The organism is Pseudomonas sp. IT-P44 (assembly GCF_949768225.1).
Lineage (GTDB): Bacteria > Pseudomonadota > Gammaproteobacteria > Pseudomonadales > Pseudomonadaceae > Aquipseudomonas > Aquipseudomonas migulae.
Genome location: NZ_CATKQM010000003.1, coordinates 124,275 through 144,754, shown reverse-complemented (window position 1 = coordinate 144,754; position 20,480 = coordinate 124,275). Strand labels below are relative to the sequence as shown.

The following is a 20,480-nucleotide window of genomic DNA, read 5'->3' as shown; positions in this document are numbered from 1 at the left end:
TTCATGGATACTGATGAACGACGAACGGTTCAGGCCTGTTGCAACGTTTTGACCGTGTAGCGGCGCCAGATCAGGCGGCCCACGGTGATCAGCCAGTTCAACAGCGCCACGGCAAGAACGGTGAGCAACAGTGTCGCCATCCCGTGTTCGACGATGATCTTCCCGGCCAGCAACGGAAAGCCGAACACACCAATGAAGTACGACAGGCTGAACAGCAGCAACGCTTGCGCGGTGGTGCCGTGCGGCGCTTCATTCGCCGCCAGGCCATTGATCACCGAATACGTCAGCCCGTAACCGACCCCGAGCATTATCGCCGCGAGCACGTAGCTGAAGCCGCTGTCGACCACAAAACCGAACATCACAATCGAAACCATCATCAGCCCCGACAACAGGCAAGACGCGCGGAACGGATCGCGCTTGACCACGAATCCGGCAATCACCATCCGGCTGCTGATCGCCGCGCCCATGAAACCGAAAAAGAACAGCGAGTAATCCAGCGAACGAGACGCCGCGTAGCTGGTTTGGAAACTCGACAGACCGCCGAACACGCAGCCGCCGAGGCCGACCATGAGGATCGGGAACACTGCGCGGGACGACAAAATCTGCCGGGTTGCACGCCAGGAAATGCGTGCGACCGCAGCGGTCGGCGAGGGTGCTTTTTTCAGCTGCGCATCCAGGCGCCAGAACAGTAAAACGCCGATCAGGCTGGCCAGCGCCGCGAGGTAAAACGCCGCCGTTACGGGATAGCCCAGCGCACTGGCCGCGCGGCCCAGCAACGGACCGCTGCCGATCCCGGTCATCATGCTGCCCGACAGCAGCGCGAAATATCTGGCCCGCTGGGCAGGCGTCACAAGGCTCGCGACGATGATCGGCCCGAGCGTATAGAAAACGCCCCAGCCCAAACCCAGCAGCAAGCCGAAAAACAGCAGCAGATTGCCGAAGCCCGGCGTCAGTGCAAAACCCAGGCTGGCCGCCACCAGCAGCACGCCGAACAACGCAATCGAACGCGCCGCGCCAAGCCAGTCGGACAAGTGCCCGGAAACGATCACCGCCGCAAACGTACTGAGCATCGCCGCCGAAATCACGCTGCCGGCATCGTGTTCGTTGCCGCCGCGCGAGCCGATCAACAGCGACAGCAAAAACGTCGAGCCGTAGGACAGCGACAGCAAATAACTGGCGAGGCAAAACAGGCCGAACAGTTTGCTGGAGACCTGAGGTGGAGCAGTAGACATGACGCGCTTCCTTGACCCGATAACGGAGAGTGTCATCTATCTATCATGCAAGGCGCCGATGTTAGGTCTGAGGTTATCGATTCCAGGGTTAGTAGTGGGCGGAGTAATGCACTCGGCCGATGCCGATTTCTTCCTTGAACAGCTCCATGAAATTTTTCAAACGTTCATGCCGGATGCGGGCCAGGCGTTGACCGGTGAGGGTCTGGAAGCCGTCTGCCAAGTGCAGCAGCTTGGTCTGGAAATGATCGAGGCAAAAGCGCTTGTCATCGTATTCCCGCGTATTCGCTTCCGGGTCTTGTGGGTCATACAGCGCGCTGCCCATGCGGCCGGCGATGTAAAAGGTGCGCGCAACGCCGAGCATGCCAAGGGAATCGAGACGGTCGGCGTCCTGCATGATTTTCGCTTCGAGGGAACTCGGGGTGATGTTGGCAGAAAAGCTGTGGGCCTCGATGGCGTGTACAACGGCGCTGATTTTTGCGCTGGGCCAGTGCATGTCGGTCAACACTGCAGAGGCCTTCTCGGCTGCCAGCCGCGATGCTTGCGAACGCAACGGCGAGTTCTTCTCCACCGACACGCAATCATGCAAAAGCACCGCTGCCAGCAGCACTTCAATATCGCCACCTTCCTCAGCATGAAGAGTGCGCACGTTGTGCCAGACCCGCTGCAGGTGCGACAGATCGTGAGCCCCATCTTCCGAGGGTTCCAGTGCGTGGGGCAGCAACCTGGCGGCGAGGATTGGCAGCGGCGCGAAAGCATCAGTCGTCATAAACGTCCTGTTAAGTGAAAACGGTTGGGGCAGCGGCTCCACATCCTCCATAGATCAGCTTTGAATTTCCAGTGTGACGAGCGTTGCGCGCCGACTTAGTATGGCGTTTTCCACTTTTGACGAAGGCACGTCCATGACGATCGAAATCCGCCCGGCGACCCCCAGCGATGCTCCGCAAATCCTCGCGTTCATCACTGAACTGGCCGATTACGAACGTGCCCGCCACGAAGTCATCGCCAGCGTCGCCGACATTGAGCGCAGCCTGTTCAGCGAAGGCGCCACCGCCCACGGGCTAATCTGCCTGCGCGACGGTTTGCCGATCGGCTTTGCAGTGTTCTTCTTCAGCTATTCCACCTGGCTCGGCAGCAACTGCCTGTACCTCGAAGACCTCTACATCACTCCCGAACAGCGCGGTGGCGGTGCCGGTAAAACCTTGCTGCGCCACTTGGCGAAAATCGCCTGCGCCAATGATTGCGGGCGTTTTGAGTGGAGCGTGCTGGACTGGAACAAACCGGCTATCGAGTTCTATAAATCCTTGGGGGCGCAGCCTCAGGAGGAGTGGGTGCGGTATCGGATGGATGGCGCGGTGCTAAGGGATTTTGCCGCGGGCAATTGATCGTTTAAAGGATCGCAGCCCTCGGCGGCTCCTACCTATAGGGGCTGCCGAGGGCTGCGATCTTTTTTTGGCTTTATCCCAAAATATGGGATGTATATTTATATATTGAGATTTCCCTGTGTCAGGGTTTATAGTCCAGCTCACTCACTGCCAATAAACAAAACAGGTGAAGCGATGCTGGCGCAATTGATCGCGCTCGATTGGGGGACAACCTCATTACGTGCTTACAAACTCGCCGCGGGTGGCCAGGTGCTCGAACAGCGTTCGCTGTCATCGGGAATCATGCAGCTGCCCCGGACGCCGCGAATCATTAACGGTCTGGCATGCACCGACGGTTTTGAACTGGCCTTTGACGAGGCCTGCGGTGACTGGCTCGATGAGCAACCCGGTTTGCCGGTGATTGCCTGCGGCATGGTCGGCAGCGCGCAAGGCTGGTGCGAAGCGGCCTACCGTGACACGCCGGCAAACGTTGCCAATCTCGGAACTTCCCTACAAACCATTCGCAGTCTTCGCGGTGTCGATGTGCACATCGTGCCGGGCGTGATTCAGCGTTCGCGCCTGCCGAACGTGATGCGCGGTGAAGAAACCCAGGTCCTTGGCGTGCTGCAAAACCTGGCGGGCGAGGCGGGCAGCGATCTGTTGATCGGCCTGCCGGGCAGCCATTCGAAATGGGTGGAAGTGGCCGATGGCTGCATCGTGCATTTCGACACCTTTATGACCGGCGAAGTCTTCGCGGTGCTCAGCGAACACAGCATTCTGGGGCGCACCCAGCAACGCGGTGGGTCTTTCGATGGCGACGCGTTTGACCGTGGCGTGCAAGTGGCCCTGTCGGCGGACGGCGAAATCGGCCCGCTGTCGACGCTGTTCAGTGCCCGCAGCCTCGGGCTGACCGGCGAACTGAGCGGCAGTGCGCAACCGGATTATTTGTCCGGCCTGTTGATCGGCCATGAGCTGTCGGCGCTGGCCACGGTTCAGCGGCGTCGGCGCAACAGCGTTCATCTGCCGTCGATCATTCTCATCGGCAATTCCCAACTCTGTGCCCGTTACAGCCGGGCGCTCGACGCCTGCGGTTTTGCCCGAGTGACGCTGGCCGAACAGGCCACCGAACGCGGGTTGTGGCAACTGGCGCTCGCCGCCGGGCTGATCACTCCAAACCCATCCCGTTAAACCTGACTGGAGGTCTGACATGCTCAAACAAGCATTGGCGCAAAACGGCCTGATCGCAATCCTGCGTGGCCTGCGTCCGCAGGAAGCGGCGGCTATCGGAGAAGTCCTTTACGCAGCCGGATTTCGCGTCATCGAAGTGCCGCTCAATTCCCCCGAGCCGTACGAAAGTATCCGCATCCTGCGCAGTACCTTGCCTGCCGATTGCCTGATCGGTGCCGGCACGGTGTTGACGCCGGAACAGGTCGAGCAAGTGAAAGCCGCCGGCGGGCAGGTCATCGTCATGCCCCACAGTGATCCCAAAGTGCTGCGCGCCGCGAAGGCCGCCGGGTTGTTCCTGTCGCCTGGCGTGGCGACGCCGACCGAAGCGTTCGCTGCATTGGCTGAAGGCGCGGACGTGCTGAAGATGTTCCCCGCCGAACAAATGGGCCCGGCGGTTGTAAAAGCCTGGCTGGCGGTGTTGCCCGCCGGGACGATTCTGGCGCCGGTGGGCGGGATCACCCCGGAGAACATGCAGGTGTTTATCGATGCGGGCGTGAAGGGCTTCGGCCTCGGGTCCGGGTTGTTCAAACCGGGCATGACGGCGGCGCAAGTGGCGTCCAACGCCAAGGCCTACGTCGCTGCATGGAACGCTCTGCGTTAAGACTTTTTTGGCGCCGAGCGCGCTGCATCTAATAAGAGAGAGAAGAGATGAAAATCACTAAACTGACCACCTTCATCGTTCCGCCGCGCTGGTGCTTCCTGAAAGTGGAAACCGACGAGGGCGTGACCGGTTGGGGCGAACCCGTGGTCGAAGGTCGTGCCCATACGGTGGCGGCTGCCGTTGAAGAATTGTCCGACTACCTGATCGGCAAAGACCCACGCAACATCGAAGACATCTGGACCGTGTTGTATCGCGGTGGCTTCTACCGGGGCGGTGCGATCCACATGAGTGCGCTGGCCGGTATCGACCAGGCGTTGTGGGACATCAAGGGCAAGGCCTTGGGTGTGTCGGTCAGCGACCTGCTCGGTGGTCAGGTGCGCGACAAGATTCGTGTCTATTCGTGGATTGGCGGTGACCGTCCGGCAGACACCGCGCGCGCCGCGAAAGAAGCGGTCAGCCGTGGTTTCACCGCCGTGAAAATGAACGGCACCGAAGAGCTGCAATTCCTCGATTCCTTCGAGAAAGTCGACCTGGCCCTGGCCAACGTCGCCGCCGTGCGTGATGCGGTCGGCCCGAACGTCGGTATCGGCGTCGACTTCCACGGCCGGGTGCACAAGCCCATGGCCAAGGTGCTGATGAAGGAACTCGATCCGTACAAACTGATGTTCATCGAAGAGCCGGTGCTCAGCGAAAACTACGAAGCGCTGAAGGAGCTGGCGCCGCTGACCAGCACACCGATTGCCCTCGGTGAACGCTTGTTCTCGCGTTGGGATTTCAAGCGCGTGCTCAGCGAAGGTTACGTCGACATCATCCAGCCGGATGCTTCTCATGCCGGTGGCATCACCGAGACTCGCAAGATCGCCAACATGGCCGAAGCCTATGACGTAGCGCTGGCGCTGCATTGCCCGTTGGGGCCGATTGCGCTGGCGGCGTGTCTGCAACTGGATGCGGTTTGCTACAACGCGTTCATCCAGGAACAGAGCCTGGGTATCCACTACAACGAGAGCAACGACCTGCTGGATTACGTCAAGGATCCGCGAGTGTTCGATTACGACAAAGGCTTCGTGAAGATTCCGAACGGCCCGGGCCTGGGGATCGAGATCAACGAGGAATACGTGATCGAACGCGCGGCGGTCGGCCACCGCTGGCGCAACCCGATCTGGCGCCATGCCGATGGCAGTTTTGCCGAGTGGTGAGTGATCGCTGACCCACCGCAAATCCCCTGTAGGAGCCGGCTTGCTGGCGATAGCGGCACATCATTCAACATTGATGGTGCCTGACACACCCCCATCGCCAGCAAGCCGGCTCCAACAGGGTTCAGTGCAAGTCTTTAGACCGACCTCAATAAACATAAGAAGAGGCATTCCCCATGCAACCGCAAACCCTCACCGGGCAGGCGTCGTTGGTGGCGCCCAGCCGCAAGCGTTTTTTCATCATGGTCCTGCTGTTCATCACCGTGGTGATCAACTATCTGGACCGCAGCAACCTGTCCATCGCCGCCCCGGCGCTGACCAGTGACCTGGGCATCGACCCGATCCATGTCGGACTGATCTTCTCCGCGTTCGGCTGGACCTACGCCGCCATGCAGATCCCCGGCGGCTGGCTGGTGGATCGCGTCCCGCCGCGCATCCTTTATAGCCTCGCCTTGCTGCTGTGGTCGATCGCCACGGTGATGCTCGGTTTCGCCGCCAGCTTCATTGCGCTGTTCGTCTTGCGCATGGCGGTCGGTGCGCTGGAAGCTCCGGCGTATCCGATCAACAGCCGCGTGGTTACCACCTGGTTCCCGGAGCGCGAGCGCGCCACGGCCATTGGTTTCTACACCTCCGGCCAGTTCGTCGGGTTGGCGTTCCTGACGCCGGTACTCGCCTGGTTGCAGCATGAGTTTGGCTGGCACATGGTGTTCGTCAGCACCGGTGCGGTGGGCATTCTCTGGGCGGTGATCTGGTACGCGGTGTATCGCGAACCGCGGGATTTCAAAGGCGCCAACGACGCTGAAATCGACCTGATCCGCGAAGGCGGCGGGCTGGTGGATATTCAGGCCGAGCAAGCGAAGGTCAAGTCCAAATTCAGCTGGACCGACCTCGGCATCGTCCTGACCAAGCGCAAGTTGTGGGGCATTTACCTTGGCCAGTTCTGCCTCAACTCGACGTTGTGGTTTTTCCTGACGTGGTTCCCGACCTACCTGGTGAAGTACCGCGGCATGGATTTCATCAAGTCCGGCCTGCTGGCATCGTTGCCGTTTCTCGCCGCTTTCGTCGGCGTACTCTGTTCCGGGTTCTTCTCCGACTTCCTGATCCGTCGCGGCTACACGGTGGGTTTCGCCCGCAAGTTGCCGATCATTGGCGGCTTGCTGATTTCCACCTCGATCATCGGCGCCAATTTCGTCGAGTCGACGCCGCTGGTGATTGCCTTCCTCGCCTTGGCGTTCTTCGGTAACGGTCTGGCTTCGATCACCTGGTCACTGGTTTCAACGCTGGCACCGGCACGCTTGTTGGGGCTGACCGGTGGCGTGTTTAACTTCATCGGCAACCTGTCGGCGATTGCCACGCCGATTGTCATCGGTTTCCTCGCCAGCGGTGATTCGTTCGCTCCAGCGATCACCTACATCTCGGTTCTCGCGTTGTTGGGGGCGCTTTCCTACATTCTGCTGGTCGGGAAGGTCGAGCGTATCAAGTTGTAGTCGTAGCCATCGGGCGACCATAATGCCGCCCGTTCACTCGCTCAACGGTAAAGGCTGGATATGCAGGAAGACGCCCCAAAAATCGCCAAGGACGCCGCGCCGACCGGCACTCAGACCCTGCTTCGCGGGCTGGGTGTGGTTCAGGCCGTGGCCAGTGGCGCCCGCGATCTCAAGGAAATCGCCCGGCTGATCGGCACGACGCGCAGCACCACCCATCGTCTGGCCAGTTGCCTGGTGGACGAGCGTTATCTGCGCGTGGTGCCGCAAGTCGGTTATTTGCTGGGGCCGAAGCTGATCGAACTGGGCTTTCAGGCGCGTGAGGAATTGCCGCTGGTCACGTTGGCCGGTCCGTATCTGGATGAGTTGTCGGCGTTGACCGGCGACACCATTCACCTGGCGATTCGCGAAGGCGACGAAGTGCTGTACCTGCACAAGAATCCGGGGCGCAATGGTCCGGAAATGCGTTCGCGGGTTGGCCACCGCATGCCGTTGGCGCGCACCGGGATCGGCAAGGCGCTGATGCTCGATGACACGCAGGAAGAATGGCAACGGCTGTACGAAGTCAGCCTGCCGGCGGGTGGGAAAAATCAGTTCTGGCCGCAGCACCCGGAGCAATCCTGGGAGCAGTTCCAGCAGCGCATGATTGAGTACGTGGCGGGCGGTTACGCCTTCGACCTGGAAGACAACGAACCGTCGATCCGCTGCGTGGCGGCGCCGATCCGTGATGCCAGCAAGCGCATCGTCGCCGGCATCAGCATCGCCAGCACCGTGCCGTACATGCCGCTGGAAAAAATGGCCGAGCTGATTCCCCTGATCAAAGGGGTCACGGCCCGGCTCTCGGCAGAACTTGGCTTGAAGGTATAAACCGCTAAGGTTTAGACCTTCAGCGTTGCCATGTCGATGACGAAGCGGTACTTCACGTCACCGGCGATCATGCGGGCGTAAGCCTCGTTGATCTGGCGGATGTCGAGCATTTCGATGTCGCAGGTGATGTTGTGCTCGGCGCAGAAATCCAGCACTTCCTGGGTTTCGGCGATGCCGCCGATCAGCGAGCCGGCCAGTACACGGCGGCCCAACACCAATTTGGCCGCGTGGACCGGTGGATCAATCGGTTCAATCAACCCCACCAGAATGTGCACGCCGTCGAAACGCAGCGTGTCGAGGTAGGGATTGAGGTCGTGCTGCACCGGAATGGTGTCCAGCAGGAAGTCGAAATGGCCGGCAGCGGCTTTCATCTGCTCGGCATCGGTGGACACGATCACATGGTCCGCGCCCTGACGACGACCTTCTTCCGCCTTGCTTGCCGAGCGGGTGAACAGAGTCACTTCCGCGCCCATAGCCTTGGCGAACTTGATGCCCATGTGGCCGAGGCCGCCCATGCCGAGAATCCCGACCTTGTCGCCCGCTTTCACGCCGTAGTGCTTGAGCGGCGAGTAGGTGGTGATGCCGGCGCAGAGGATCGGCGCGGCGCTGGCCAGGTCAAGTTTTTCCGGGATGCGCACCACGAAGTGCTCGCTGACCACGATGCTGTCGGAGTAACCGCCCATGGTGTTGCTGCCATCCACCCGGTCGGGTGTGGCGTAGGTCATGGTCGGACCTTCGAGGCAATATTGCTCGAGGTTGGCCTGGCAAGCCTCGCAGCTGCGGCAGGAATCGACCATGCAGCCGACGCCGACCAGATCGCCGACTTTATGTTGGGTGACATTCGCACCGATGGCGGTCACTTTGCCTACGATCTCATGGCCGGGCATCAGCGGGTAAACGGCAATACCCCACTCATTGCGCGCCTGATGGATGTCGGAATGGCAGACGCCGCAGTAGAGAATCTCGATCGCCACGTCGTCGGCACGCGGGCTGCGGCGTTCGAATTTCACGGGGGCAAGGGGAGTGGTGGCCGACTGGGCGGCGTATCCGATGGCGGTGTACATGGTGGACCTCGCAAAAAGCAGTGACAGGTGAGGCGGCGCATTCTGGGCGCCGTACCATTGCGCGGCCATGGCGATTCCTCCGGGTGTCATGCCTATTCCTCCGGCATCTGCGTTCGTTGGGTCCAATGGGCAATCAGACCTGCGATGATGCTTTCATCCCTTTTTCCGTGATTATTTTGTGAAGAGCTCCCATGTTGTTGACCCGTCATCTCGATGCCAATGCCACGCTGGTTTCGCTGATTGAGCCACTGGCGACCCGCGACGGTTTCACCCAGACCGGGTTGCCCGGTGTGCAAGTTCTGCGCGCAAGTTGTGACGTCGCCCGTGGCCCGCATATTTATGAACCGAGCCTGATGATCATCGCCCAGGGCAGCAAACTGGCGTATTTGGGGCCGCGAACCCTGGAGTACGGCGCCGGGCATTACTTGATTCAAGCGTTGCCGGTGCCGTTCGAGTGCGAAACCTTTGCCTTGCCGAATGCGCCACTGCTCGGGGTTTCCGTGGCGATTGACCGGGTGCTGCTGGGGGAATTGGTGCTGGCGATGGGACTGGCGCCGGGACGGCACATTGCGGCGCAGACGCCGGAGTCGATGACCTCGGTGGTACTCGACGACTGCATGCGCGGCTGTGTGGAGCGGTTGTTGCGTTGTCTGCACGATCCTCTGGAGGCGCGGATCATGGGGCCGTCACACCTGCGCGAGTTGTTGTTCGTCGCGTTGCGCGGGCCGCAGGCCGATGTGTTGCGTGCGCTGGTGGAACAGCAGGGGCAGTTCGCCCGTGTCGCGGCGTCGATCAGCCATTTGCATGCGCACTACGCCGAACCCTTGAACGTCGAGACCCTGGCCAGTTGCGCGAACATGAGTGCGTCGACCTTTCATGAGCATTTCAAGCGCAGCACGTTGTTGTCGCCGGTGCAGTATTTGAAGCGATTGCGCTTGCTCAAGGCGCAGACGTTGCTGGTGGCGGAGGGCTTGGGCGTGGCGCAGGTGGCGCATCGGGTCGGGTACCAGAGCACGTCGCAGTTCAGTCGGGAGTACAAGCGCTACTTTGAGCGTAATCCGGGAGATGAGCGAGCAGCCTGACAACCCCCTGTAGGAGCCGGCTTGCTGGCGATAGCGGTGTGTCAGCGAACATTTATTTTGTCTGGTGCACCGCTATCGCCAGCAAGCCGGCTCCTACAAGGACCGTGTGGGGGTATGAATTGCGGGCAACAAAAAGGCCCCCATTCGGGAGCCTTGATGTTCAGCGATTCAACTTACATGTTCGGGTAAGTCGGGCCGCCAGCACCTTCCGGTGCCACCCAGGTGATGTTCTGTGCAGGGTCCTTGATGTCGCAGGTCTTGCAGTGAACGCAGTTCTGGGCGTTGATCTGGAAGCGCTTCTCGCCGTCTTCCTTGGTGACCACTTCGTACACGCCAGCCGGGCAGTAACGCTGGGCAGGTTCATCGTACATCGGCAGGTTCTTGGCGATCGGGATGCTCAGGTCGGCCAGCTTCAGGTGGCAAGGCTGTTCTTCTTCATGGTTGGTACCGGAGATGAACACCGAGCTGAGTTTGTCGAAACTGATTTTGCCATCCGGTTTCGGGTAGTCGATCTTCTTGCAGTCGGCCGCGAGTTTCAGGCAAGCGTAATCCGGCTTGGTGTCGTGCAGGGTGAACGGCAGTTTGCCGCCGAAGATGTTCTGGTCCAGCCAGTTGAAACCACCGCCGACGATGGCGCCGAACTTGTGGATCGCCGGGCCGAAGTTGCGGCTGGCGAACAACTCGTCGTAGAGCCAGCTCTTCTTGAACGCGTCGACGTAAGTGGTCAGTTCTTCGGTGCCGTCCTTTTCAGCGAACAGCGCCTCGGCCACGGATTCAGCGGCGAGCATGCCGGACTTCATCGCGGTGTGGCTGCCTTTGATCTTGGCGAAGTTCAGGGTGCCGAGGTCGCAACCGATCAGCGCGCCGCCCTTGAAGACCATTTTCGGCAGCGAGTTCAGGCCGCCCTTGCAGATGGCGCGCGCGCCGTAGCTGATGCGCTTGCCGCCTTCCAGGTACTGCTTGAGCACCGGGTGATGCTTGAGGCGCTGGAACTCGTCGAACGGCGACAGGTAGGTGTTGCTGTAGGACAGATCCACGATCAGGCCGACCACCACCTGGTTGTTTTCCAGGTGATAGAGGAACGAGCCGCCGGTGTTCTCGGTGCCCATGATGTCCAGCGGCCAGCCGGCGGTGTGCACCACCAGGCCTGGCTGATGTTTGGCCGGGTCGATTTCCCAGATTTCTTTCAGGCCGATGCCGTAGTGCTGGGCGTCGGCTTCGCTGTCGAGGTTGAAGCGCTTGATCAACTGCTTGCCGATGTGGCCACGGCAGCCTTCGGCGAACAGCGTGTACTTGCCGCGCAATTCCATGCCTGGGGTGTACAGGCCTTCTTTCGGATTGCCTTCGCGGTCAACGCCCAGATCGCCGGTGATGATCCCGCGCACCACGCCGTTTTCGTCGAACAGTGCTTCCTGCGCGGCGAAGCCCGGGTAGATTTCTACGCCCAGGTTCTCGGCCTGCTGAGCCAGCCAGCGGCACAGGTTGCCCAGTGAGATGATGTAGTTGCCTTCGTTGTGCATGGTCTTGGGCACAAAGAGGTCGGGAATCTTCTGCGCGCTGTCGGCGTTCTTGAGAACGAAGATGTCGTCGCGGGTGACCGGCGTGTTCAACGGCGCGCCAAGTTCCTTCCAGTCCGGGAACAGTTCGTTCAGGGCGCGTGGTTCGAACACGGCACCGGACAGGATGTGAGCACCCACTTCGGAGCCTTTTTCGACCACGCAGACGCTGATTTCCTTACCGGCTTCAGCAGCCTTCTGCTTCAAGCGGCAGGCGGCGGAAAGACCAGCGGGGCCGGCACCGACGATGACCACGTCGAATTCCATGTATTCGCGTTCCACAGGTTATCTCCTACTCAAGGCTCAACAGTTTTTTTTCTAATTGGAGGTTTGGTGTCGCATCCATGAATTCCTGCACAAGGCAGGAAGAGGACAATCGATGAACCACCTTTCTCTTTGGGTGGCGCATTATATCTACACCACTCTTAGCGTCCAATACAAACGTTTGTTTGAATCGGCTCAAAGCCAGAGAAATCAAAGTCACGCGGCTTATGACTGGCCATTTTGCCGTATTGACCGGAATAGGCGTTCCGGTCAAGATACGGTCGGTTTTGCGCTCGCCGTAGGCTGACCGTTGGTTTCAAGAGCACCTCTAAAGACAGGGCGATGGCAGTACAAGGTGATGCGCAGCGCAGTGTTGGCGCGCAGTTTACACGCCACGATATTTAATGACTTGTTGGTCACCACTGACGAACGGTCATCAACGTCATGAGCGATGGTCACTTGACACGTATGCCGGCGTTTTTAGAGGTGCCCTTGCGCCCGATGAGCATCAACCGCCAGGTTCGCCTAGGCGACTTTCTTTTCACCGGAGAGTAACGAGGAATCCATGAAGGTTCTTGTAGCTGTCAAACGCGTTGTGGATTACAACGTCAAGGTTCGCGTCAAGGCGGACAATTCCGGCGTCGACCTCGCCAACGTGAAGATGTCGATGAACCCGTTCTGCGAAATCGCAGTGGAAGAAGCCGTACGCCTGAAAGAGAAAGGCGTTGCGACTGAAATCGTCGTCGTCTCCATCGGCCCGTCCACCGCTCAAGAGCAACTGCGCACCGCGCTGGCTCTGGGTGCCGACCGCGCCATCCTCGTCGAATCCGCTGAAGATCTGACTTCCCTGGCCGTTGCCAAGCTGCTCAAAGCCGTTGTCGACAAGGAGCAGCCTCAGCTGGTGATCCTCGGCAAACAGGCCATCGACAGCGACAACAACCAGACTGGCCAGATGCTCGCTGCATTGAGCGGCTACGGTCAGGGCACCTTCGCGTCCAAAGTCGAAGTGTCCGGCGACAGCGTTGCCGTGACCCGCGAAATCGACGGCGGCGCGCAAACAGTTTCCCTGAAACTGCCGGCCATCGTCACCACCGACCTGCGTTTGAACGAGCCGCGCTACGCGTCCCTGCCAAACATCATGAAAGCCAAGAAGAAGCCTCTCGAAGTCCTGACTCCGGACGCTTTGGGCGTTTCCACCGCCTCCACCAACAAGACCGTGAAAGTCGAAGCGCCTGCTGCACGCAGCGCGGGTATCAAGGTCAAGTCGGTGGCTGAACTGGTCGAGAAACTGAAAAACGAAGCGAAGGTAATCTAAATGACTATCTTGGTTATTGCTGAACACGACAACAAAGTGCTGGCCCCGGCCACGCTGAATACCGTGGCCGCTGCTGCCAAAATCGGCGGCGACATCCACGTGCTGGTTGCAGGTCAGGGCGCTGGCGCCGTGGCTGAAGCCGCTGCGAAAGTGGCTGGCGTGGCTAAAGTGCTGGTGGCCGATAACGCCGCCTACGCTCACCAACTGCCGGAAAACGTCGCGCCACTGGTTGCCGAGCTGGGCAAGGGCTACAGCCACATCCTGGCTGCCGCCACTTCCAACGGCAAAAACATCCTGCCGCGCGTTGCCGCTCAGCTGGACGTTGACCAGATCTCCGAGATCATCTCGGTTGAAAGCGCTGACACCTTCAAGCGCCCGATCTACGCCGGTAACGCCATCGCTACCGTTCAGTCGAACGCTGCGGTCAAGGTGATCACCGTGCGTGCCACCGGCTTCGACCCGGCCGCTGCCGAAGGCGGTTCGGCTGCCGTTGAAGCAGTTGCTGCTGCGCACAACGCCGGCACTTCGAGCTTCGTCGGTGAAGAACTGGCCAAGTCCGATCGTCCGGAACTGACCGCTGCCAAAATCGTCGTTTCCGGCGGCCGCGGCATGCAGAACGGCGACAACTTCAAACACCTGTACGCCCTGGCCGACAAGCTGGGCGCTGCCGTGGGTGCTTCCCGCGCCGCGGTCGACGCAGGTTTCGTACCCAACGACATGCAGGTCGGTCAGACCGGCAAGATCGTTGCTCCACAGCTGTACATTGCGGTCGGTATCTCCGGCGCGATCCAGCACCTGGCCGGCATGAAAGACTCCAAAGTGATCGTCGCGATCAACAAGGACGAAGAAGCGCCGATCTTCCAGGTGGCCGATTACGGCCTGGTGGCGGACCTGTTCGAAGCCATCCCTGAGTTCGAGAAGCTGGTCTAATCCAGCCGCTTGACCTATAAAGAGCCCGACCTTTTGGTCGGGCTTTTTTTTTGCTCTTCTGTAGGAGCGAGCCTGCTCGCGATGGATTTGGAGGCACCGCGGTTACCCGGAGCGGGCGCGTCATCGTTAACGTCCATCGCGAGCAGGCTCGCTCCTACAGGGGATATAACGGGGTTTGAGTATGGATCTGCGTCGAGTGTTCGGTTGGTCATTGCTGCTGGGTCTGACGCTGTTGCCGACGCTGTCCATCGCAGCGGGCAAGTGTGAGCGACTGGTGGTCACCGGCAGCCCGGATGCGCCGCCGTATCTGTGGCAAGACCCGCAAAACCCCAAGCACCTGATCGGTGCCAGTGCCGACCTGTTGCAACAAGTAGCAGGGCAGTTGGGCATCAAGGTCGAGATGCTCTATGCCGGCAAACGCGCCCAGGCGCTGGAGGAAGTGCGCAGTGGGCGCATGGACATGCTGGCCGACGCGCCGTTGACGGTCAGTGAGCTGGAAACCCTGGATTACATCCATCCGCCGTTGCTGGAAAACGATTACCTGGTCTGGACCCGAAAAGACTCGCCACTGGTCTACAACCAGGCGCAGGACCTTCACGGTCATCCCGGCGCGTTGTCGGAAAAGTCTCGAATGACCCCGGAATTCGGTACGTTTGCCGAGCAGCAATTGACCCTCGTACGCACCCCCAACCTGACCCAGGCCCTTCAGAAATTGCTGTTGGGGGAAGTGGAATTTGTCCTCGCCGGACGCTATTCGGGCATGGCAGCCGCTCAGGCCCTGAGCATGGCCAATGACCTCGTCGCGCGCCCGCAGCCGGTCGACAAACCCGGCCTGTTCCTCGCGGTTTCCCATAACTCTGCCTGCAACGATCCGTGGTTGCGCGGACAGCTGGCCAAAAAGATGACAGAATTGCCCGCGTCCGGACTGACGGAAGCCGTGCTGCAACGCAATATCGAGCGCTGGAAAGCGCAGCAACAGCAGCCACAGCAACCACCCGCCAGTACCCCAAAACAGTAGGGATTTTTAGTGAGTATTCGACCTCTTTTCGCTGCCCTGGCCGTTCTGGCTCTGGCGGGTTGTGCAGCCGATCCGGCGCCGAATGAACAGATACGCCTGACCGAACAGGTGCTCGTGCAAGCCAAAGCCGTAGGGGCCACCGCGGACGACGTGCCTGAAATGAAACTGGCCGAAGATAAATTCGCCCGTGCCCAAGGTGATATGGCCGATCAGTCTTACAAACATGCACGCATGCGCGCCGAACAGGCCGAACTTGACGCGCGGCTGGCCGAAGCCAAGGTACTGACGCTCAAAAGTGAAGAGAAGCTGGATCTTCTCAACACCCGCATCACTCGATTGCGCAAGCAAGTGGGGGATGCACAATGAACCTCACGTCCAAAGCTATCGGCGGCTTGATCCTTGTTGGCTGTGCGAGTCTCTATGGCTGCGCCGGTCAGCACAGTGAAGCCGCGTTGCAAGAAGCGGGTGCCGACTTTCAGAAGGTGAAAGAAGATTCCAACGTGCTGCGAATCGCGCCGAAAGACGTGATCCGTGCCGGTGAATCCCTGGCCCGTGCCGACCGACTGTCCAGCTACTGGGGCAGCGGGTCCGACGTGCTGCATTACGCCTACCTGAGCCGGCGCTACAGCGAAATCGCTCGGGAACACACCAATCAGGTACTCAATGAAGAGCGCGCGGCGAAGCTCGAACTGGAGCGTCAGCGCCTGCAATTGGCCCTGCGCGAATCCAAACTGCTGAGCGTGCAGCAGCAGGGCAAGTGGCTTGAAGAGCAGATTGTTGCGCTGGCCACGACCCAGACTGACCGCGGCCTGGTGATGACCCTCGGCGATGTGCTGTTCGACACCGGCGAAGCGGAGCTGAAAAACTCGGCGAACCGCGTGGTATTGAAGATCGTGCAGTTCCTGCAACTTAATCCCAAGCGCGTCGTGCGCATCGAAGGCTACGCCGACAGCACCGGCGGCAAGCAGGAAAACCTCAAACTGTCCCGTGACCGTGCGCAATCGGTGGCGGACGTGTTGACGGACCTGGGCATCGACGAAAAACGCATTAAGGTCGAAGGTTATGGCGACGAATACCCGGTAGACGCGAACGCCTCGGAACGGGGCCGGGCGCAGAACCGTCGGGTGGAAATTGTGTTCTCCGACGAAAAAGGCCTGCTCGGCGCCGCCCGGTAATAGCGGATTCCGATTGAAACCACATACTCTGTAGGAGCCGGCTTGCTGCGGGCGGCGTTCCGACGATGGCATCACCGCGGTGTTTCAGACGAACCGAAGTGATGCCATCGTCGGAACGCCGCCCGCAGCAAGCCGGCTCCTACAAACCCGGGCTGCCAGACAGCGCCGGGTTTTTTTGTGTCTGCGAATTGCCTCGCAAAGCAGTACAGATTTTGCTGACACTGCACTGTACCGTCGACTATTGTGGCAACTGTCCCCGTACACTTCTAAACTGTTCCGGTATTGTTTCACACAAGAATAAAATGCCCGTGAAATCGAGTGCTGCGTCATGACCAATCTCTTGCTCTACCAACGTATTGCTCAACAACTGGCCGAAGACATCCGTCGTGGGGTCTATCAGCCGGGGGAGCGCGTGCCTTCGGTGCGCAAGATGAGCTCGCAGCTCAATGTCAGCCATGCGACGGTGTTGCAGGCGTATGCCAATCTCGAAGATCAGGGGCTGATCCGCGCCCGGCCGCAGTCGGGTTACTACGTGCACCAGACGCCGGCCCTGACTGCGCCGACGCCGGACATCGCCCGGGTCGAACGTCCCGGCCTGGTCACCCGCAGTAGCATCATTCAACAAGTGTTGGTCGAATCCCGTCGTGAGGGCGTGTTTCCCTTGGGCGCGGCGGTGCCGAGCGTCGATTACCTGCCGGTGCGGGCGCTGCATCAGCAGTTGGCCAAAGTCACCCGATTCCACAGCCCACGGGCATTCAGTTACATGTTCAGCCCCGGTTTTGAACCGTTGCGACGGCAAGTGGCGATTCGCATGCGCGATGCCGGCGTGGTGGTCGATCCGTCGGAAGTGGTAATCACCCACGGCTGCGTCGATGCCTTGCAGATGTCCCTGCGCGTGCTGACCCGGCCGGGCGACTTGATCGCCGCCGAGTCGCCAACCTACTACGGGTTGCTGCAACTGGCCGATCTGCTGGGCCTGAAAGTCATCGAGATCCCCAGCGATCCGGCCACCGGCATGAGCCTGGAAGCCTTGCAACTGGCAGCGAATCAGTGGTCGATCAAAGCGCTGGTGCTGACCACGCGCCTGAGCAATCCGCTGGGCGGCACCATGCCCGAAGAGCGGCAGAAACAACTGCTGCGCCTGGCCTCGGATTTCGATATTCAGGTGGTCGAAGACGATATCTACGGCGAACTGATGTTCGAGCAGGGCCGCACCAAGGCACTCAAGGCCTACGACCGGCTGGATCGGGTGATCTACTGTTCGAGCTTCTCCAAGACCCTGTCTCCGGGTGTGCGGATTGGCTGGATGATTGCCGGCAAGTACCAGCAGGAAATCCAGCGCTTGCAGACCTTCAGCACGCATTCGGCTTGCAGCGTTACGCAGATGGGGATCGCGGCGTATCTGGAAAATGGCGGTTACGACCGGCATTTGCGCTACATCCGTCAGGAGTACCGCAAGAATCTCAGCGCTTTCCAGCTTGCGGTGCAGCAGTATTTCCCGGAAGGCACACAGATGACCCGGCCGACCGGCGGCTTCATTCTGTGGGTGAGTCTGCCGGGGCGGGTCAATACACAAGAACTTCATGTGCGCGCATTGCAGCAAGGCATCAGCATCGCACCAGGGCTGATTTTCAGTAACACCGAGCAGTTCAATCACTGCATTCGGCTCAACTGCGGCATTCCCTGGAATCGCGAAGCTGAGCGTGCGTTGATGACCCTTGGCATGCTGGCTACCCAGCTTTGCCAGGAGATGGCCGGCGGAATGTGACGGGCGGGCGGGTAATTCCTGCCCGAGCTTGTCATGTCGCGTCCAACAAGCGAGCATATGGCCCTCTGCCGATAGCGCCGTTCCCCGTTGGATCCATGAAACCGATTTTTCCTGCCGCCTGGTTGTCGATCTGCCTGTTGATAACCTTCAATTCGGAAGGCGTCCTGGCGGCTCCCGTTCAGGAAAAACCGGCCGCCAGCGCGACATCGAAAAAACCGGCACCGGCAAAAAAAGCCACGCCGGTCAAAAAGAAAGCGGCTACGCAGAAAAAACGTTCGCCCATTGCCTCCAAATCGAAACCGGCCAGTGAAGTGGTGAAAACCAAACTGCCTTCGGCTGACCTGGATTTGAGCTTGCCTGAGGAAATGGCCGAAGAGTTTAAGCCGGTCGGTACAGTTCCGTTGCCCCGGCACGACGCCGTGTTGCCGCAAATGTTCGGTGAGAAGGCTGGCAGCTCTCCGTTCCAGCTCAACGGACGACTGATCAGCAACGAAATGAAGTTGCAACTGCGTAACGAAGAGCGTCGGGAAGTCGAGGGCGCGGCGCTGGAATTGGAGTTCAAGCAGTAAATCCTTCCTCGGCGTGACCCGCAGGCCAGACGCTTTGTCGGAGACTGGTCAGTCACGCTGGTTTGAGCGTAAAAACCCGGCGACAGGTAATTTAAAACAACTGTTTTAGCGGTTACTCTGTGCCCCGTCCTTTAACACATCACCCGTCGCGAGGAGCTTGTCGTCATGAAATGCCGTGAAGGCTGTGGCGCCTGTTGCATTGCCCCTTCCATCAGTTCTCCGATTCCCGGTATGCCCAATGGCAAAGCCGCTGGAGAACGTTGCGTTCAACTCTCTGCCGAAAACCTGTGCAGTATTTTCGGCCAACCGGAACGTCCGGCCGTGTGTTCGGCGTTTGAAGCCGACGTCGAAGTCTGCGGAAACAGCAGTGACGAAGCGATCAGATTGCTGGGCTGGTGGGAGCAGATGACGGCGGCGTGATGTGTCAACGAACGGAACTTCAACAATAAGGAATAAGATTATGGGTTCGCTGCATCGTATGGCTGTGCTGTGTGGTTTGACGGTTTTGCTGGCGACTGCCACCGCACAGGCCGAAGACTGGAAGGTGGCCAAGAATGAAGACGGCATCAAGGTGTCCTTGAGTGAAGTGGCCGGCTCTGACTACAAGGCTTATCAGGGCGTTACCCTGATGAAAACCACCATGGCCAAATTGCGCGCACTCCAGGAAGACGTGGCGGGCGCCTGCTCGTGGATTCACGAATGCAAGCAGCAGAAGCTGCTCAAGCATGAAGGCGATCAGAGCTGGACCTACACCCAGTTCAATACCCCATGGCCGGTGACCGCGCGTGATTCGGTGCTGCATATCACGACTACCGTAGGCGCCGATGGCAGTCTGACCCGTAAGCTTGAGGGCGTGCCGAAGTACATTCCTGAAGAAAAGGGTTTTGTGCGGGTTGCCAAGGTTGATGGGTTCTGGAAGTTCGTGCCCAAGGGTGACCAGATTGAAGTGACCTATCAGGTTCACACTGAGCCGGGTGGTAGCGTGCCTTCGATGATTGCCAACAAGTTTGTGGTTGATGCGCCGTTCAATACCTTGAAAGCCCTGAAAGAGCGTGCCGAGAAGTAATCGCTTTGTTTCTTTCTATAAAAAGCCCTGATTTGATCGGGGCTTTTTTTGCGGGTTTGTTTGATTGGTGTGTATATCCGTTGCTGCGGTCATGGCGGCTTATGGTTTCGCCCTTACGGCGAGTCACTTTCGAAAAGCGCGAAAGTAACCAAAGCGCTCTTGCCCCTTTCGTTCGGTGCCTCGCTAGTGCTCGGCATGCCCTCGCTCCGGTCCTGCTCCGTGGGCCCGCCGCCATCGGCCATCCCTGGCCGGGGGCGGCTAACCCGGCATCCATGCCGGGTTGCCCACTGCGCAGAACCTGCGCTCGGCCTCTCGAGGGGGCGCTCAGATCAAAAGCTGAAGGCGAGCTAACGCTCGGCCTGATGAGTGGTGAGAATCAAAAGCGTACGGCGATACCTGTAGGAGCCAGCTTGCTGGCGATGGCGTCCGTCCAATCAATAAACAGGTGACTGACCCACCGTTATCGCCAGCAAGCCGGCTCCTACAGTTGATCGTATTCATCCAGACACCTATGCATTTCCCCTGTAGGAGCCAGCTTGCTGGCGATGGCGTCCGTCCAGTCAATAAACAGGTTGACTGACCCACCGCTATCGCCGGCGAGCCGGCTCCTACAGTTGATCGTATTCATCCAGACACCTATGCATTTCCCCTGTAGGAGCCGGCTTGCTGGCGATGGCGTCCGTCCAGTCAATAAACAGGTGACTGACC

The 20,480-nt window shown here is 59.6% G+C and carries 20 protein-coding genes; 16 read left to right on the top strand and 4 right to left on the bottom strand.

Annotated elements, in window-relative coordinates:
* Nucleotides 1-29 precede the first annotated feature (29 nt).
* Together ACM6IO_RS00635 and ACM6IO_RS00630 are read right to left on the bottom strand one after the other, a co-directional pair.
* On the bottom strand, nt 30-1,232 hold the full coding sequence (locus ACM6IO_RS00635) for an MFS transporter (RefSeq protein WP_414910724.1): 1,203 nt from the start codon (nt 1,230-1,232) through the stop codon (nt 30-32).
* A gap of 88 nt (nt 1,233-1,320) precedes the next feature.
* Complete coding sequence (locus ACM6IO_RS00630; protein ID WP_414910723.1) at nt 1,321-1,998, bottom strand: HD domain-containing protein; 678 nt, start codon at nt 1,996-1,998, stop codon at nt 1,321-1,323.
* Between the two features lie 133 nt (nt 1,999-2,131).
* Between ACM6IO_RS00630 and ACM6IO_RS00625 the strand changes: the two genes are divergently transcribed.
* From ACM6IO_RS00625 to ACM6IO_RS00600, 6 genes are all read left to right on the top strand, one after another.
* Nucleotides 2,132-2,614, top strand: coding sequence for a GNAT family N-acetyltransferase (locus ACM6IO_RS00625; protein WP_008034765.1), 483 nt, complete (start codon nt 2,132-2,134; stop codon nt 2,612-2,614).
* A 174-nt stretch (nt 2,615-2,788) separates the two neighbouring features.
* Nucleotides 2,789-3,781, top strand: coding sequence for a 2-dehydro-3-deoxygalactonokinase (locus ACM6IO_RS00620; RefSeq protein WP_192227895.1), 993 nt, complete (start codon nt 2,789-2,791; stop codon nt 3,779-3,781).
* A gap of 19 nt (nt 3,782-3,800) precedes the next feature.
* A complete protein-coding gene (locus ACM6IO_RS00615; protein ID WP_008032870.1) occupies nt 3,801-4,421 on the top strand; it encodes a 2-dehydro-3-deoxy-6-phosphogalactonate aldolase in 621 nt (206 codons plus the stop codon).
* Between the two features lie 47 nt (nt 4,422-4,468).
* A complete protein-coding gene (gene dgoD, locus ACM6IO_RS00610; RefSeq protein WP_007903915.1) occupies nt 4,469-5,617 on the top strand; it encodes a galactonate dehydratase in 1,149 nt (382 codons plus the stop codon).
* A 173-nt stretch (nt 5,618-5,790) separates the two neighbouring features.
* Nucleotides 5,791-7,101, top strand: coding sequence for an MFS transporter (locus tag ACM6IO_RS00605; RefSeq protein WP_414910722.1), 1,311 nt, complete (start codon nt 5,791-5,793; stop codon nt 7,099-7,101).
* A 60-nt stretch (nt 7,102-7,161) separates the two neighbouring features.
* Entirely contained in the window at nt 7,162-7,965 is an 804-nt protein-coding gene (locus tag ACM6IO_RS00600) for an IclR family transcriptional regulator (protein WP_008032872.1), read from the top strand.
* A gap of 11 nt (nt 7,966-7,976) precedes the next feature.
* On the opposite strand, the gene ACM6IO_RS00595 is transcribed toward ACM6IO_RS00600, so the two are convergent.
* Nucleotides 7,977-9,029, bottom strand: a complete 1,053-nt coding sequence (locus ACM6IO_RS00595; RefSeq protein WP_008032874.1) for an NAD(P)-dependent alcohol dehydrogenase — start codon at nt 9,027-9,029, stop codon at nt 7,977-7,979.
* 191 nt (nt 9,030-9,220) lie between these two features.
* On the opposite strand from ACM6IO_RS00595, the gene ACM6IO_RS00590 reads away from it, so the two are divergent.
* On the top strand, nt 9,221-10,111 hold the full coding sequence (locus tag ACM6IO_RS00590; RefSeq protein ID WP_414910721.1) for an AraC family transcriptional regulator N-terminal domain-containing protein: 891 nt from the start codon (nt 9,221-9,223) through the stop codon (nt 10,109-10,111).
* A gap of 173 nt (nt 10,112-10,284) precedes the next feature.
* On the opposite strand, the gene ACM6IO_RS00585 is transcribed toward ACM6IO_RS00590, so the two are convergent.
* Entirely contained in the window at nt 10,285-11,949 is a 1,665-nt protein-coding gene (locus ACM6IO_RS00585; RefSeq protein ID WP_032829072.1) for an electron transfer flavoprotein-ubiquinone oxidoreductase, read from the bottom strand.
* Nucleotides 11,950-12,496: 547 nt separating this feature from the next.
* Here ACM6IO_RS00585 and ACM6IO_RS00580 point away from each other — a divergent pair.
* From ACM6IO_RS00580 to ACM6IO_RS00540, 9 genes are all read left to right on the top strand, one after another.
* Nucleotides 12,497-13,246 (top strand): electron transfer flavoprotein subunit beta/FixA family protein, encoded by a 750-nt coding sequence (locus ACM6IO_RS00580; protein WP_007942046.1) that lies wholly within the window; start codon nt 12,497-12,499, stop codon nt 13,244-13,246.
* Nucleotides 13,247-14,176 carry an electron transfer flavoprotein subunit alpha/FixB family protein gene (locus ACM6IO_RS00575; protein WP_414910720.1) on the top strand — a complete coding sequence of 310 codons (930 nt, stop codon included), beginning with the start codon at nt 13,247-13,249 and terminating at the stop codon, nt 14,174-14,176.
* 181 nt (nt 14,177-14,357) lie between these two features.
* On the top strand, nt 14,358-15,194 hold the full coding sequence (locus ACM6IO_RS00570; RefSeq protein WP_414910719.1) for a substrate-binding periplasmic protein: 837 nt from the start codon (nt 14,358-14,360) through the stop codon (nt 15,192-15,194).
* Nucleotides 15,195-15,203: 9 nt separating this feature from the next.
* Entirely contained in the window at nt 15,204-15,560 is a 357-nt protein-coding gene (locus ACM6IO_RS00565; RefSeq protein ID WP_008040864.1) for a DUF4398 domain-containing protein, read from the top strand.
* Entirely contained in the window at nt 15,557-16,369 is an 813-nt protein-coding gene (locus tag ACM6IO_RS00560) for an OmpA family protein (RefSeq protein WP_008040863.1), read from the top strand. The genes ACM6IO_RS00565 and ACM6IO_RS00560 overlap by 4 nt, the downstream gene beginning before the upstream one ends.
* Before the next feature lie 328 nt (nt 16,370-16,697).
* Entirely contained in the window at nt 16,698-18,137 is a 1,440-nt protein-coding gene (locus tag ACM6IO_RS00555) for a PLP-dependent aminotransferase family protein (protein WP_008040862.1), read from the top strand.
* 95 nt (nt 18,138-18,232) lie between these two features.
* Nucleotides 18,233-18,706: a translation initiation factor 2 gene (locus ACM6IO_RS00550; protein ID WP_207286297.1), complete on the top strand. Its 474-nt coding sequence runs from the start codon at nt 18,233-18,235 to the stop codon at nt 18,704-18,706.
* Nucleotides 18,707-18,871: 165 nt separating this feature from the next.
* Nucleotides 18,872-19,126 carry a YkgJ family cysteine cluster protein gene (locus ACM6IO_RS00545; RefSeq protein WP_008032889.1) on the top strand — a complete coding sequence of 85 codons (255 nt, stop codon included), beginning with the start codon at nt 18,872-18,874 and terminating at the stop codon, nt 19,124-19,126.
* A gap of 40 nt (nt 19,127-19,166) precedes the next feature.
* Nucleotides 19,167-19,772 (top strand): START domain-containing protein, encoded by a 606-nt coding sequence (locus ACM6IO_RS00540; protein WP_008040859.1) that lies wholly within the window; start codon nt 19,167-19,169, stop codon nt 19,770-19,772.
* The last annotated feature ends 708 nt before the right edge of the window (nt 19,773-20,480 follow it).

What these genes read in the sequence shown, in the direction of transcription:
- dgoD (WP_007903915.1), top strand. Translation starts at nt 4,469, where the DNA reads ATGAAAATCACTAAACTGACCACCTTCATCGTTCCGCCGCGCTGGTGC.
- ACM6IO_RS00630 (WP_414910723.1), bottom strand. Translation starts at nt 1,998, where the DNA reads ATGACGACTGATGCTTTCGCGCCGCTGCCAATCCTCGCCGCCAGGTTG.
- ACM6IO_RS00625 (WP_008034765.1), top strand. Translation starts at nt 2,132, where the DNA reads ATGACGATCGAAATCCGCCCGGCGACCCCCAGCGATGCTCCGCAAATC.
- ACM6IO_RS00545 (WP_008032889.1), top strand. Translation starts at nt 18,872, where the DNA reads ATGAAATGCCGTGAAGGCTGTGGCGCCTGTTGCATTGCCCCTTCCATC.
- ACM6IO_RS00620 (WP_192227895.1), top strand. Translation starts at nt 2,789, where the DNA reads ATGCTGGCGCAATTGATCGCGCTCGATTGGGGGACAACCTCATTACGT.
- ACM6IO_RS00540 (WP_008040859.1), top strand. Translation starts at nt 19,167, where the DNA reads ATGGGTTCGCTGCATCGTATGGCTGTGCTGTGTGGTTTGACGGTTTTG.
- ACM6IO_RS00555 (WP_008040862.1), top strand. Translation starts at nt 16,698, where the DNA reads ATGACCAATCTCTTGCTCTACCAACGTATTGCTCAACAACTGGCCGAA.
- ACM6IO_RS00605 (WP_414910722.1), top strand. Translation starts at nt 5,791, where the DNA reads ATGCAACCGCAAACCCTCACCGGGCAGGCGTCGTTGGTGGCGCCCAGC.
- ACM6IO_RS00560 (WP_008040863.1), top strand. Translation starts at nt 15,557, where the DNA reads ATGAACCTCACGTCCAAAGCTATCGGCGGCTTGATCCTTGTTGGCTGT.
- ACM6IO_RS00570 (WP_414910719.1), top strand. Translation starts at nt 14,358, where the DNA reads ATGGATCTGCGTCGAGTGTTCGGTTGGTCATTGCTGCTGGGTCTGACG.
- ACM6IO_RS00550 (WP_207286297.1), top strand. Translation starts at nt 18,233, where the DNA reads ATGAAACCGATTTTTCCTGCCGCCTGGTTGTCGATCTGCCTGTTGATA.
- ACM6IO_RS00635 (WP_414910724.1), bottom strand. Translation starts at nt 1,232, where the DNA reads ATGTCTACTGCTCCACCTCAGGTCTCCAGCAAACTGTTCGGCCTGTTT.
- ACM6IO_RS00595 (WP_008032874.1), bottom strand. Translation starts at nt 9,029, where the DNA reads ATGTACACCGCCATCGGATACGCCGCCCAGTCGGCCACCACTCCCCTT.
- ACM6IO_RS00580 (WP_007942046.1), top strand. Translation starts at nt 12,497, where the DNA reads ATGAAGGTTCTTGTAGCTGTCAAACGCGTTGTGGATTACAACGTCAAG.
- ACM6IO_RS00600 (WP_008032872.1), top strand. Translation starts at nt 7,162, where the DNA reads ATGCAGGAAGACGCCCCAAAAATCGCCAAGGACGCCGCGCCGACCGGC.
- ACM6IO_RS00590 (WP_414910721.1), top strand. Translation starts at nt 9,221, where the DNA reads ATGTTGTTGACCCGTCATCTCGATGCCAATGCCACGCTGGTTTCGCTG.
- ACM6IO_RS00575 (WP_414910720.1), top strand. Translation starts at nt 13,247, where the DNA reads ATGACTATCTTGGTTATTGCTGAACACGACAACAAAGTGCTGGCCCCG.
- ACM6IO_RS00615 (WP_008032870.1), top strand. Translation starts at nt 3,801, where the DNA reads ATGCTCAAACAAGCATTGGCGCAAAACGGCCTGATCGCAATCCTGCGT.